The 12,558-nt window shown below is 71.6% G+C and carries 11 protein-coding genes; 3 read left to right on the top strand and 8 right to left on the bottom strand.

What is annotated here, in order from left to right; genetic code table 11:
* Positions 1-10: 10 nt before the first annotated feature.
* Together argS and Q5Y72_RS06520 are read right to left on the bottom strand one after the other, a co-directional pair.
* Positions 11-1,753, bottom strand: a complete 1,743-nt coding sequence (gene argS, locus Q5Y72_RS06525) for an arginine--tRNA ligase (RefSeq protein WP_305962583.1) — start codon at positions 1,751-1,753, stop codon at positions 11-13.
* A 79-nt stretch (positions 1,754-1,832) separates the two neighbouring features.
* Positions 1,833-3,932, bottom strand: a complete 2,100-nt coding sequence (locus tag Q5Y72_RS06520) for a cation:proton antiporter (RefSeq protein ID WP_305962582.1) — start codon at positions 3,930-3,932, stop codon at positions 1,833-1,835.
* Positions 3,933-4,187: 255 nt separating this feature from the next.
* Here Q5Y72_RS06520 and Q5Y72_RS06515 point away from each other — a divergent pair, with 255 nt between their 5' ends.
* Together Q5Y72_RS06515 and lnt are read left to right on the top strand one after the other, a co-directional pair.
* The gene (locus tag Q5Y72_RS06515) at positions 4,188-6,377 is read left to right on the top strand and encodes a DEAD/DEAH box helicase (RefSeq protein ID WP_443147229.1); all 2,190 of its coding nucleotides are present in this window, start codon (positions 4,188-4,190) and stop codon (positions 6,375-6,377) included.
* An 8-nt stretch (positions 6,378-6,385) separates the two neighbouring features.
* Complete coding sequence (gene lnt / locus Q5Y72_RS06510; protein ID WP_305962581.1) at positions 6,386-7,981, top strand: apolipoprotein N-acyltransferase; 1,596 nt, start codon at positions 6,386-6,388, stop codon at positions 7,979-7,981.
* Positions 7,982-8,023: 42 nt separating this feature from the next.
* On the opposite strand, the gene Q5Y72_RS06505 is transcribed toward lnt, so the two are convergent.
* The 5 genes from Q5Y72_RS06505 to Q5Y72_RS06485 all read right to left on the bottom strand — a co-directional run bounded on the left by Q5Y72_RS06505 (position 8,024) and on the right by Q5Y72_RS06485 (position 10,447).
* Positions 8,024-9,022 (bottom strand): hypothetical protein, encoded by a 999-nt coding sequence (locus Q5Y72_RS06505; RefSeq protein ID WP_305962580.1) that lies wholly within the window; start codon positions 9,020-9,022, stop codon positions 8,024-8,026.
* 155 nt (positions 9,023-9,177) lie between these two features.
* A complete protein-coding gene (locus tag Q5Y72_RS06500) occupies positions 9,178-9,339 on the bottom strand; it encodes a hypothetical protein (RefSeq protein ID WP_305962579.1) in 162 nt (53 codons plus the stop codon).
* A gap of 98 nt (positions 9,340-9,437) precedes the next feature.
* Positions 9,438-9,905: an FAD-dependent oxidoreductase gene (locus Q5Y72_RS06495; RefSeq protein WP_305962659.1), complete on the bottom strand. Its 468-nt coding sequence runs from the start codon at positions 9,903-9,905 to the stop codon at positions 9,438-9,440.
* 43 nt (positions 9,906-9,948) lie between these two features.
* Positions 9,949-10,176 carry a hypothetical protein gene (locus Q5Y72_RS06490; protein ID WP_305962578.1) on the bottom strand — a complete coding sequence of 76 codons (228 nt, stop codon included), beginning with the start codon at positions 10,174-10,176 and terminating at the stop codon, positions 9,949-9,951.
* The gene (locus tag Q5Y72_RS06485; protein ID WP_305962577.1) at positions 10,163-10,447 is read right to left on the bottom strand and encodes a hypothetical protein; all 285 of its coding nucleotides are present in this window, start codon (positions 10,445-10,447) and stop codon (positions 10,163-10,165) included. Before Q5Y72_RS06485 ends, Q5Y72_RS06490 begins: the two co-directional genes overlap by 14 nt.
* 869 nt (positions 10,448-11,316) lie before the next feature.
* On the opposite strand from Q5Y72_RS06485, the gene Q5Y72_RS06480 reads away from it, so the two are divergent.
* The gene (locus Q5Y72_RS06480; RefSeq protein ID WP_305962576.1) at positions 11,317-11,622 is read left to right on the top strand and encodes an aminotransferase-like domain-containing protein; all 306 of its coding nucleotides are present in this window, start codon (positions 11,317-11,319) and stop codon (positions 11,620-11,622) included.
* Positions 11,623-12,075: 453 nt separating this feature from the next.
* Here the strand turns inward: Q5Y72_RS06480 and Q5Y72_RS19890 are convergent, their stop codons facing one another.
* Positions 12,076-12,360: a GMC oxidoreductase gene (locus tag Q5Y72_RS19890; RefSeq protein WP_371930787.1), complete on the bottom strand. Its 285-nt coding sequence runs from the start codon at positions 12,358-12,360 to the stop codon at positions 12,076-12,078.
* Positions 12,361-12,558 lie beyond the last annotated feature (198 nt).

The raw sequence follows: 12,558 nt of genomic DNA, 5'->3' as shown, positions 1-12,558 counted from the left end.
CACCGTGTGGTCAGCGCATTTCTTCCGCCGGAGTCACGCCAAGGATAGCGAGGCCGCCCGAAATGACAACGCCCACTGCCCGGACCAGCGCGATTTTTGCCTGCGACGTTGCCGGATCGCCATCCTGCACGAAGCGCAGCGCGGGGTCGTCATTGCCCCGGTTCCACAGCGAATGCAGGTCCGAGGCGAGGTCATAGAGGAAAAACGCCACCCGGTGCGGCTCGTGCGCGCGGGCCGCATGCTCGACAAGGCGTGGCCATTCGGCAACTTTCCGGGCAAGGTCAAGCTCGGCGGGGTGGGTGATGCGGCCGTGATCGGCGGCCAGAAGGGCTGCGTCGGACACGTCGATCCCGGCCTCGGCGGCGCGGCGCAGCACCGAATTCACGCGGGCGCTGGCATATTGAACATACCAGACCGGATTGTCCTTCGACTGTTCAAGCACCCTGGCAAAGTCGAAATCCAGCGCCGCGTCGTTCTTGCGCGTCAGCATGATGAAGCGGGTGACGTCGGCGCCTGCCTCCTCGACCACGTCGCGCAGAGTGACGAAGGTGCCGGCGCGCTTGGACATCTTGAACGGCTCGCCGTTCTTGTAGAGCTTGACCAGCTGGATCAGCTTGATGTCCAGCGGCACGCGACCGTTCGATAGCGCCTTCACGGCGGCGTTCATGCGCTTGACATAACCGCCGTGATCGGCGCCGAACACGTCGATCAACTGGTCGAAGCCGCGTTCGATCTTGTCCCAGTGATAGGCGATGTCGGGCGCGAAATAGGTCCAGGCGCCGTCTGATTTCTGGATCGGGCGATCCACGTCGTCGCCATGCGCGGTGGCGCGGAACAGGGTCTGCTCGCGCTCCTCCCAATCGTCGGGCAGCTTGCCCTTGGGCGGCTCCAGCACGCCGCGATAGATCAGCCCGGCGGCGCGCAACCGCTCGATGGCGGCCTCGATGCGGCCGGTGCCATACAGCGCCTTCTCGCTGGAATAGACATCCATGCGGACGCCCAGCGCGGCGAGGTCGTGCCGGATCTCGGCCATCATCGCCTCGGTGGCGAAATCGCGGATCTCGGCCAGCCAGTCCTCTTCGGGGCGGTCCAGCAGGCTGTCGCCATATTTCGCCTTCAGCGCCTCACCGACCGGGATCAGGTAGTCGCCCGGATACAGCCCCTCGCGGATCGCCGGCTCGAGGCCATTGGCCTCGCGATAGCGTTCATAGGCGGAACGGGCCAGCACATCGACCTGCGCGCCGCCGTCGTTGACATAGTATTCGCGCGTCACCTCATGGCCCGAGAAGGCCAGCAGATTGGCCAGCGCATCGCCGAAGACCGCGCCGCGCACATGGCCCACATGCATCGGCCCGGTCGGGTTCGCGCTGACGAATTCGACATTCACCTTCTGCCCCTCGCCCATCCGCGAGCGTCCGAAATCGGCGCCCGCGCGCAGGGCGGCACCGATCACGCCCTGCCAGACCGAAGGCGCCAGCCGCAGGTTCAGAAAGCCCGGCCCCGCCACCTCTGCGGCGGCGATGCGCGGATCGGTCAGCCGTGCGGCCAGCTTCTCGGCGATCTCGCGCGGCTTCAGGCCGGCGGGCTTGGCCAGCACCATCGCCGCGTTGGTGGCCATGTCGCCATGCGCCGGATCGCGGGGCGGCTCGACCGTGACATTGGCTGTGTCCAGCCCCGCCGGCAGTTCGCCCGCGACGGCCATCTGCTCCAGCGCGCCAAGGACGACGCCGCGAAGATCCGAGAAAAGGTTCATGTTCCGCTTCCAAAGTGACATGCCGGGTTAACGCCAGCGGCCGTCAAAGGTCAACAGCGCAGCCCGTGCCCGGCCGGCCTCAGTCGCGCCGCCCCTGCCCGTCGCGGCTGTCCGCCCCGGCTGCGGGGTCCCCGGCACCGGACCGGGCGTCCGGCTCCTGGTCGGGGCCGGGGTCGGGCCGGTCCGCGTCGATGAGGGCCGGATCGTCCAGCACGGCCTCGTCCTCGGCCAGCGCGCGCGCCGCCTCGCCACCCCCGCCACCCGGCACGCTGCCATTGCCCTCGCCGCGGCGCACCGCCTCGGCCTGGGCCTTCGCGACCGATCGGCCCTGCGGGCGGGGCCGCGCCTCTTCCTCGTTTTCGCGGTCGATCCTGCGGGCGATCTCGGGCGGGATCAGCGACACGATCCGCGCGTCGGGCCGATCCACCAGATCCTCGGGCGCTGACACGAACCACAGGCGGTCGCCCTGCACCATGGCCAGCGGAATCGCGCCCTCGCGCGCCTCGCGCCATTGCGGCAGCCGGTATTCCTGCGTCAGCCGCGTCGTGCGGAACACCCAGCCCTCGGCCAGCAGGTCCAGATATTGCGCCAGCGTCCGGTTGCCCTCGATCGCCTGCCCGCCCAGCTGGCTGGGCAGCGAATGACGGGCGCGGTCCTCCTTGTGGCGGGCCAGCTGCCAGATCGATTCCCGGCCGAATTCCGGCGCAAGGTCGGTCGCCACCAGCGTATTGTAGGCGTCATTGTCCGAGGCAGCGAGGATCGCCCCGAAGGCGATGAATTCGACATTGTGTTCGGCCGCCTCGCCCAGGATGTCGCCGTAGAAGGTCGGCAGCCCCGCCGCCCGCGCGGTGCGCAGGTGGTCGCGGTTTGTGTCGGTCAGCAGCACCTCGACATCGGCCTTTTGCAGCGCCTTGGCGAGGCCGGTCGCGAACAGCGAGCCGCCGACGACCAGCACACCCGGCTTGCCGCCCGAGGTCAGGCCCAGCCGCCGCGCCAGCGGCGCCAGCGTGAAGCCGTGCAGCACCACCGTTGCCAGCACCAGGACGAAGGCCAGCGGCGCGATGCGTTCGCCATCCGCGATGCCTTCCGCCACCAGCCTTTCGGCAAAGATCCCCGACACCGCGACCAGCACCACCCCGCGCGGCCCGGTCAGCGCGATCAGCACCCTTTCGGCCATCGGCAGGCCCGAGCCGATCAGCGCGATCATCACCGTCAGCGGCCGGGCGACCAGCACGATCAGCGCCACGAACAGCAGCGCGCGCCACCAGTCCAGCCGCGCCAGCGTATCGAACTGGATACCCGCCGCCAGCAGGATGAAGACACCCGAGACCAGCAGGATCGTGGCGTGCTCCTTGAAGCGGCGCAGCTCGTGATAGCTGGGCAGGTCGGCATTGGCGACGACCAGCCCCATCACCGTCACCGCCAGCAGCCCGCTTTCATGCAGGATGCTGTCCGAGGCCGAGAAGATGCCCAGCACCGCCACGAACAGCAGCGGCACCTTCATGTATTCGGGGACCCATCCCCGGCGAAAGGCCTGCACGATCAGATAGCCGCCCAGCACCCCCAGCGATGCGGCCACGCCGATGCCCAGGACCAGCTGGCCGATCGCCTCGGGCCATGTCACCCCGGCGCGCAGCACCAGCACGATCTCCAGCGCGATGACGGCGACCAGCGCGCCGATCGGGTCGTTGACGATGCCCTCCCATTGCAGGACCTGCGCGGGCCGCGAGCGCAGCTTGGCCTGGCGCAGCAGCGGCGCGATGACGGTCGGCCCGGTCACGATCAGCACGCCGCCGAACACGGTGGCCGAGGCCCAGCCCAGCCCCGCGCCATAGACCAGCACCAGCGTCGACAGAAGCCAGCCCAGCGGGGCGCCGACATAGACCAGCCGCCGCACCGCGGGACGCGCGTCGGCCAGTTGCTTGAAGCTCAGCGTCAGGCCGCCCTCGAACAGGATCACCGCGACGGCCAGCGCGATCATCGGCGGCACCAGGTCGCCGATGTCGCGCGACGGGATCATGACGCCGGTGACCGGCCCCAGCACCAGTCCTGCCAGCAGCATCAGCACGATTGCCGGAAGCCGGAACCGCCAGGCCAGCCATTGCGCGCCGACACCGGCAATGCCGATCAGCGCCAGTGCCTGCATCGGGGCAAGCCCGCCGGAAATCTCGGTCGCCATCGCGCCCCCGCCCTGTCTGTCCCTGTGGGAACCGGCCGCCGGCCCTCAGGGTTCCGCCACCATGCCATATTGTTCGGGAACCGGGCGGAAAGATTGACGCGCCCGCGGCTTTGGTCTAGGCGAAGGCAGCCCGCATCCGGCGGGCCGACCGACGGGGCGTTCGGATATGCGTCCCATCAGCACCGCATGGCGCCATACGGGCGCGCGGCATGGAACGCATCGCGCGATTTGGCGCGGCAGCACGGAAAGCCCCGAATGACGAAGTTCTCTGATCTGAAGCTTGATCCCAAGGTCCTGCAGGCCATCGCCGAGGCCGGCTACGAGACGCCGACGCCGATCCAGGCCGGGGCCATCCCGCATGCGCTGGAAGGCCGCGACGTGCTGGGCATCGCGCAGACCGGGACCGGCAAGACTGCCAGCTTCACCCTGCCGATGATCACCCTGCTGGGCCGCGGCCGGGCGCGGGCGCGGATGCCGCGCAGCCTGGTGATGTGCCCGACGCGGGAACTGGCCGCGCAGGTGGCCGAGAACTTCGACACCTATGCCAAGCACACCCGGCTGACCAAGGCGCTGCTGATCGGCGGCGTCAGCTTTTCCGAACAGGACAAGCTGATCGACCGCGGCGTGGACGTGCTGATCGCCACACCCGGCCGCCTGCTGGATCATTTCGAACGCGGCAAGCTGCTTCTGACCGGTGTGCAGATCATGGTCGTGGACGAGGCCGACCGGATGCTGGACATGGGCTTCATCCCGGATATCGAGCGCATCTTCCAGCTGACGCCCTTTACCCGCCAGACGCTGTTCTTCAGTGCGACGATGGCGCCCGAGATCGAGCGGATCACCGACACCTTCCTGCATTCGCCCGAACGCATCGAGGTCGCCCGGCAGGCCACCGCCAGCGAGACGATCACCCAGCGTCTCGTCGAGATCACGCCGATCCGCCGCGACCAGACCTCGAAGCAGAAGCGCGCATTGCTGCGCGCCCTGATCGACGCCGAGGGCGAGGCGCTGACCAACGCGATCGTCTTCTGCAACCGCAAGACCGATGTGGACATCGTCGCCAAATCGCTGAAGAAGCACGGCTATGATGCCGCGCCGATCCATGGCGACCTGGACCAGAGCCACCGCACCCGGACGCTTGACGGCTTCCGCGACGGTCGGCTGAAGCTGCTGATCGCCTCGGACGTGGCGGCGCGCGGGCTGGACATTCCGGCGGTCAGCCATGTGTTCAACTTCGACCTGCCCAGCCATGCCGAGGACTACGTCCACCGCATCGGCCGGACCGGCCGCGCCGGCCGCAGCGGCACCGCCATCAGCATCGGCACGCCCGCCGACGACAAGTACCTGGCAGCGATCGAGACGCTGGTCAACCGCACGCTGCCGCGCAGCCCGGCACCCGACGGCTTCGAGGTCACCGACAGCGGCAGCCCCGCGCCCCGCTCGGACCGCGAGGATCGCAAGGGCGCACGCGGCGACGGCAAGCGCCGGCGCGGACGCCGCGACGAGGAACGGCCCGCCGAGCCTTCCCGCCCCGCGCGGCCGCGCGAGGATCGCGCCCGCACCGCCGAGGCCGAGGCACCGCGCGGGGAGGACCGCGACGGCGGCCCCGCCCGCGACGCCCGCCGCGACGAGCCGCGCGAGGATCGTCGTCAGGACCGCCGCGATCAGGGTCGCGACCAGAACCGGGATCACGGGCGCGACGATCGCCGCGGCGGCCGAGGCCGTGACGACAACCGCGGCCCTGCGGTGATGGGCATGGGCGATCATGTCCCGCAATTCATGCTGGTCGAGCTGCGCACCAGCCAGACCGATTCCATGCCCGAAGCCGACAGCGCCGAGGACGTCGCAACGGAAACCGTCGCGGCAAGCGCCGGGACCGCCTCCGAGACCCCGAAGCCGTCGCGCAGCCGCTCGCGCGGCGGGCGCCGCCGCAAGGCCGAAACCTCCGCCGATGATGCCGCGCCGAACGCAGCCGCGGCCGGCGAGACCGCCCCGTCGGACAGCCCCGCCCCGGACAGCACCGCCGAAAATGCGGGCGCCGCGCCCGAAGCGGTGGCCCCCGACCAGCCCGCCGCGGCCGAGGCCGAGACGGCCCAGACCGTCGAGGCGCCTGCCAAGCCCAAGCGCACGCGGCGCAAGAAGGCCGACGAGGCGGCGACCGAGGCAGGCGATGCGCCGGCGGCCACCGCCCCGCGCAAGAGCCGCACGCGCAAGGCCGCCCAGCCCGAGCAGGCCGAAACCCCGGCCGAAACCACCGACGAGACGCCCAAGCCCAGGCGCAGCAGGCGCAAGAAGGCCGATACGGCGGAAGGCGCGGCCGACGAGGCCGCCGCGCCGGCGCCCCGGCGCAGCCGGCGCAGCAAGGCGGCCGCCGCGGACGAGGCGCCGGCGGATGCCGGGGCGCCGACCGGTCAGCCTGCGGATCGCGCCGACGCCGACGCCTGATCGCCGCGATGCCGGGCCTGCGCCGCAGCCTGCTGCGACCGCCGCGCCTGCCGCGGCGCAGCCGTCCGCCGCTGGCGCAACTGGCCCTTGACTTCGGGCTGGGGCTGGTCGCGGCGCTTGGGCTGGCGCCCTTCGGCATCTGGGGCGCGACGCTGACGGCGCTGGCGCTGCTGCTGTGGCGGCTGTCGCGCGCGCGTCCGGCACAAGCCTTCTGGCACGCCCTCGCGGCCGGCCTCGGCTGGTTCGGCCTCTCGATGTGCTGGATCGTCGAGCCCTTCCTTGTCGAACCCGAGACCTATGGCTGGATGGCGCCCTTCGCGCTGATCCTGACCGCTGCGGGCGGGGCGCTGTTCTGGGCGATCCCCGTCCGGGTCGCCGCGTGGCTGGCGCTTGGCTGGCGATGGCGGCTGGTCGCGACCATCGCGGCGCTGGTCCTGTCGGACTGGCTGCGCGGCTGGATCTTCACCGGCCTGCCCTGGGCGCTGGTCGGCCATGTCTGGATCGACACGCCTGTGGCCCAGATGGCGGCCTTCGGCGGGGCGATCGGGCTGAGCCTTCTGACCCTGACCCTGGCGGGCCTGCCCGCGCTGCTGTGGCGTCGCGGTCCCGCGGCCATCCCCGGCGCGGCCCCGGGCATCGCGCTGGCGATCGTGATGCTGGGCGGGATCTGGGCCGCCGGGCTGGCGCGGCTCGCGCGGCCGCTGCCCGAGGACACCGCGATCATGCTGCGGATCGTGCAGCCCAATGCCGAACAGCGCCTGAAGTGGGACCGTGACTGGTCCACGGTCTTCTTTCGCCGTCTTCTGGAACTGTCGTCCGAACCCGGCCCGCGCGATCTGGTGATCTGGCCCGAAACGGCGGTGAACTTCCTGCTGGACGACGCGGCCGGGCTGCTGCCCTCGATGGCCGGGGCGGCTGGCGCGCCGCTGTTGCTGGGCATCCAGCGGCAGGAGGGGCCGCGCTACCTGAACAGCCTCGCGCTGCTGGACCGCGATGGCCAGGTGCTGGAGGTCTATGACAAGTTCCACCTGGTGCCCTTTGGCGAATATGTCCCCTGGGGCGACTGGCTGGCCCGCATCGGCATCACCGCCTTCGCCGCGCAGGAGGGCAACGGCTATTCGGCCGGTCCCGGCCCCGCGCTGATGGCGGTGCCCGGCCTGCCGTCCCTTCAGCCGCTGATCTGCTACGAGGCGATCTTTCCGCAGCATCTGCGGGGCTTGCCGGACCGGCCCGGCTGGATCCTGCAGGTCACCAATGACGGCTGGTTCGGCCGCTTCTCGGGGCCCTATCAGCATCTGGCGCAGGCGCGCCTGCGCGCCATCGAAACCGGGCTGCCGCTGATCCGCGCGGCCAATACCGGGGTCAGCGCAGTGGTCGACGCCCGCGGCACGCTGCGCGACACGCTGCCCCTGGGCGCGATGGGGCGCATCGACGCGGCCCTGCCCGGCGCCCTGCCGCCGACTCCGTGGCTGCGCTTGGGGCCCGCGCCGGTGATCGCGCTGGCCGTGCTGGCGCTGCTGGCCGCCGCGCTGCAACGGCGCCCCAGCCGCGGTCGCGCTGCACCCGCACGCCGGGCAGCGCCGGCAAACCCGATCCGATCCTAAGGAACACCGATACTGCAATCAGCACCGGGGTCGGGCCGACCTTCACCAAGCGCTCGTCCCTGGTGATGGCCAGCCGCGTCCGATCCGACGAGCATCAGCGTGGTGTTGAAATTCTCGCGCGGGACGAGAAACGCCACCACGAAGGCCGAGAACAGCCCCGGGAACAGCAAGGGCGCCGTCACCGTCGTCAGCGCGCGCCGCCGGCCGGCACCCCGGGCTCCGCGCGGCGATCTCCAGCGAGGTGATCGTGGTCAGGAGCCAGAACGGCCCCGGCACGATCAGCGGAATTTCCGGCCGCAGCCAGCGCCGATTCACGCCGATGGCCGCGTCGATGCCATCGGCGATCGTGCTGGCACAGACCAGGATCGAGATGACGAGGATCACCCCGGGGTCACCAGCGCCAACACCAACCGCGCGCAAAGCGCGTTCTTGAACCGGAACTCCTTCCGTACGGACAGGACGGCGTTGCAGGTTCCCGCCGCAACCGCCAGCGCCGAGACGATCACCCCCCGTGTAGAGGAACTGCCAAAGGCCCCGCAGCAGGCGGTCGCCGTGGAACCTGCCCTCTTTCCGCTGGTTGCCGTTGAAGAACCACGGGGTGAAGCCCCGCCGGGGCGGTGGGGGGAACATCGTATCGTTGAAGGCGACGATGCCCGCCGCCAGAACCGCCGCGACCCGATACAGCAAGACCGCCGCCCCACAAGTGCGACAGATCAGGCGCAGCGTGGCGTATGAGGGGGCGCGCGCCATCGCCTCGCCCTCCGCGACCGTGGTGGCGAGGCTCTGGGCGGTCACCCGCAGGCCCGGCCAGGTCACTCGCGAGGCGAAGGCCCGCGGCAGCACCCCGAAGATCGCCCCGGCATCCCCGGTGCAGCGGGTGACGAACCGATTGCAGATCTGTCCGGTGGACCAGCCGCTGTTCTTGCCGCCCGGCAGGATCGGGGTCACAGCGCTGCCGGCGGTGAGCATGACGGTGATGATCCAGCCCGCCATGATGCCCGGCATGGCACAGGGCCCGATGATGTGGCGAAACACCATCATGCGGCTGCCGCCGGGGGGCTAGCCCGCCTCCAGCAACGCATCGTCCGTGCCGTCCGGCGTCTAAACCAGCGGCGCGATCAGGAACTGCATCACCGTGCAGACCAGCCCGCTCACCACCGTCATGTCGTTGGAGAGCCGGTCGACCGGGTCGCTGATCAGGCCCCGTGACCCATGCGGGAATGGCTGACGCGGCGCCCTTCAAGCTGGGGGAAGATCGCCAGCATCTCGCGGTGCAGGCGGCGCGCGCTGCTGCGCAGGTCGGTCTCGCCCGCGCGGACCCGGCCGCCGAACAGCATGCGCCGGCGATCCGGCGACACTCGGAAGTACTAGACCAACTCGCGGCTGTCCGACGTGATCCGGCCCTTGGGGTCGATCTGGGTGGCCAGCGCGCCGGGCAGGTCCCCGGCGGCGATGATTAAGCTGCCGGTGGGGATGATCCGCCGCCGATGCCAGGGCGACAGCCCGTCGGCATGGCCGTTCGTTGCCGAACCGCATCGCCCGCGCGGATCGTGCCGCGCGGCGTGACAACCCGCACCCCGGCCTCCTCCGCGGTCAGCGACAGGGCCCGCGTCTGCGCCGCCACCTGCACGCCGGCGGCCCCCGCCGGCCGCGGCAGCCCCGCGTGATAGCGGCCGGCATCCGGCGGCGCGTGGTATTGATGCACGCCACCGCCGTGACAGCGATCCGAGCCGATCTTGTCCCGCTGCCGGTCGCGGTCGATGACGCTCACCCGGCTGGGCAACCCCTCGGGCAGCCGGGCCGCGGCGGCGCGCATCACCGCGAAGGCGTGCGGGGAATGGGCCGCGAGGAATCGCCCGCACAGCCCGAAGTCGCAGTCGACCCGCTCATCCGCGACGAGGCGTTCGACACAGGCGCGCGAGATCGGGCCTGATCGCGGTGCTTATCTGCCCGCGATCGCGGGTCGATCAGCCCTGCCCGGGCAGGCCCGCCTCCTGCACCACAACCACGCGCCCGGCCCGCGACAGATGCAGCGGCGCGTGCAGCCCCCCTTGGCTCGAGCCGGTCACCATCGCATCGGCCCGTCCCGGCAGGTCGTCGGGCGGCGTCGCGTCGGGCGGGCTGTCACCCCACCAGTAGGGCCGTTCGCGGAAATCACCGGTGAAGATACCGCCGCCGGCGTCACGCCCGCTCATGCCGGGTCGCTGGCCCTGACAGCGGGACCGCGCCAGCCAGTCGGGCGAGATCGCGACCCCGGCACGGCGCGTCGCCGACCACCGCCCTGCCATCGGCGATGCGGCAGGGGCGGGTCACGAGCAGGCCCTGCAGCCAGGGGCAGCAATCCGCGCCCGCGACCGAGCATTCCAGATACCTGCCCGCATCCGGGATCGCCCGCAGGAGGTGCATCGTGAACAGCGTCGCCAGCGACAGGCTTGCGCAATGCGTCGTGCCCGGCAAGCAGGCCATTCGCCGCCATTCGCGCGACCTGCAGGCTGCGGCTGATGCCGCCCAGATACAGGACGTCGGGCCGCGCGATGTCCACGGCGCGCATCTCGAGCATGCGGCGCCAGAGCGGGATCATGCAGTCCTGCCCGCCCCCCTGCCACGTGGATCGGCAGGGCCTCGGTGACCTGCCGGGTCTGCTCAAGCTGCCAGTAGGGGCGGCCTTCCTCGAAATGCGAGACGCCGTGTTCGGCCAGCAGCGCGCGATGGGCGATGGCCTCCGCCGGCGCAAGTCAGGAATTGGCGTCGACCAGCAGCGCCACATCCTCGCCACGGAACGTGAAGGCGTCGTAGCCGGCGCGGTCGCGCAGCCGCCGAGGGGCTTATCCGCCCGCATGTCGGGTCGGGCACCTGTGTCAGCGACCATGTCGCGGCGGCGCCCCCCGCGCCGGCGGCATCCACCGAGGTGGCCGGCCTGCCGCCGCGCCGCGCCGCGCTCAGCCCCGAGGTCCCGGACCGCTGTTTCACGCGCCTCGATAACCCCGAGACGCCGCGCCCCTGCGTCATCGGCATGCCAGCGTTCGACGCCTTCCCGATGCCGCTGCGGCCGCGGATGGTGGCGCGCGACTGGCGCAGCGCGCGCGGCATGGCGTTGAGCTATCCCCAGCCCTGCGGCCTTCCCGGACTGCGCCGCGCCGTCTGCCGGCACCTGCGCGCCGATCGCGGGCATTGTCGGCGCCCCGGACCAGCAGTTCATCGTCAACGGCGCGCATGGATGCCTTCAACGGGGTCGGCCACATGCTGCTGGACCCGGGCGCCCGGGTCTCGCCCGGGGATCCCGGCGCGACAGGGGCGCGCGACAGCTTGATCTCGTGCGGGCGAGGCTCGTCCCGGTGCCAGTCAACGATCAGGGCCCTGACGCGCGGGCGGGTCTGGCGCCGGCGCCCGATTTCGGGCTAACCTTCGTCACCCCCGCCTGCCCGCACCCCCTTGGCAGCACCATGAGCGCCGAGCGGCGGCCGGACCGGCTGCGCGCCGCCGAGACGGCCGGGCCCCGGATCGTCGAGGGTGATGTCGTCGGCGACGTCCCCTATGGCGGCCACGCCTTGCCGCCGCGGAAAAACATCGACCGGGCCGGCCGGGCGATCCCTGTCGGCACCTTCTCGAAGGCGCTGTCTCCGCCCCTGCGGCTTGGCTAGGTCGTCGCGCCGCCGGGGCAAGCGCCGCTCTTCCGGCGCATCGCCAGCCCGACCATGCAGGGCGCGGCGGCCAGCATGCGGGCGGTGGTCGCCGAGTTCATCACGCAGGCGCATGTCGCCGCACGGATCCGCCTCATGTCCGAGGTCTGTGCCCAGCGCCGCGATGCGCCGAGGGCCGGGGCCGGGTCTCACACCCTGTCCGGCATCCTTGTGCCGGGGCTGGCCGTCGTTGTTCTGGCCCGCGCCGCGCAGCAGGCGGGCCTTGCCACCGCGCCGCTGCGCCGCTTCGCGGTCCGGCCGCTGGACCGGCAGGCGATCACACTGGGCCTCGGCGCCGTCGCCCCACAGCAGATCGCCCGCGACGCGCGCGATCTGGCCCCCGGCCCGGCTCAGCCGTCGGTGCCGACGATGACCCGCGACGCCTTCTCGCCCGGCATGAACGCGGGGGGCCATTCAGGTTGCCAGAGGCGATGGCGGGAAATACGGGGCATCGGCAACGCGCAGCACCTCGATGCCGCGGACGCGCAGCGGGGCGTCCACCACCGCGCCGGGCGCGGGGTCGGGGCCAATCGCGCGGGTGCCGCACGGATGGAACACCGAACCGGCGCGCTGGCGGATATCCTCGCGGATCGCCTCATCGCCGGAGGCATCGGGCCGGGCGGCACCTGGCGCCGGACCCAGCCCCGCCAAGGGCGATGCGGTGGCGACGCGGCACAGGATCGCGGCCCCCTCGACCAGTTCGTCCAGATGGCCGGGGTGGATCTGGGGCGGAGGGGTCGGGTCGGGCCCGCGGATGAACGGTCGGCCTCGGCCTTCCGGGCACGGCCGAGCGGCGAGAAGCCCCGCCGGATGTCGGGCCGTTCGCGCGCGGCCGATGTCCTGACGAAGCCGCAGCCCTGATCGCCGACGAGCGACGGCGGCCCGCCCCGCGTCAGC

Origin of the sequence: Paracoccus spongiarum (genome assembly GCF_030732095.1) — a bacterium.
Taxonomy (GTDB): domain Bacteria; phylum Pseudomonadota; class Alphaproteobacteria; order Rhodobacterales; family Rhodobacteraceae; genus Paracoccus; species Paracoccus spongiarum.
The sequence above is the reverse complement of the archived record's forward strand: the minus strand, read 5'-3'. Positions and strand labels throughout refer to the sequence as shown.

Bases quoted from the DNA above. Each gene is read 5' to 3' on its own strand.
- Q5Y72_RS06490 (WP_305962578.1), bottom strand. From the start codon at position 10,176: ATGAGCGGGCGTGACGCCGGCGGCGGTATCTTCACCGGTGATTTCCGC.
- Q5Y72_RS06505 (WP_305962580.1), bottom strand. From the start codon at position 9,022: ATGATGGTGTTTCGCCACATCATCGGGCCCTGTGCCATGCCGGGCATC.
- Q5Y72_RS06520 (WP_305962582.1), bottom strand. From the start codon at position 3,932: ATGGCGACCGAGATTTCCGGCGGGCTTGCCCCGATGCAGGCACTGGCG.
- Q5Y72_RS06485 (WP_305962577.1), bottom strand. From the start codon at position 10,447: ATGGCCTGCTTGCCGGGCACGACGCATTGCGCAAGCCTGTCGCTGGCG.
- argS (WP_305962583.1), bottom strand. From the start codon at position 1,753: ATGAACCTTTTCTCGGATCTTCGCGGCGTCGTCCTTGGCGCGCTGGAG.
- Q5Y72_RS06515 (WP_443147229.1), top strand. From the start codon at position 4,188: ATGACGAAGTTCTCTGATCTGAAGCTTGATCCCAAGGTCCTGCAGGCC.
- lnt (WP_305962581.1), top strand. From the start codon at position 6,386: ATGCCGGGCCTGCGCCGCAGCCTGCTGCGACCGCCGCGCCTGCCGCGG.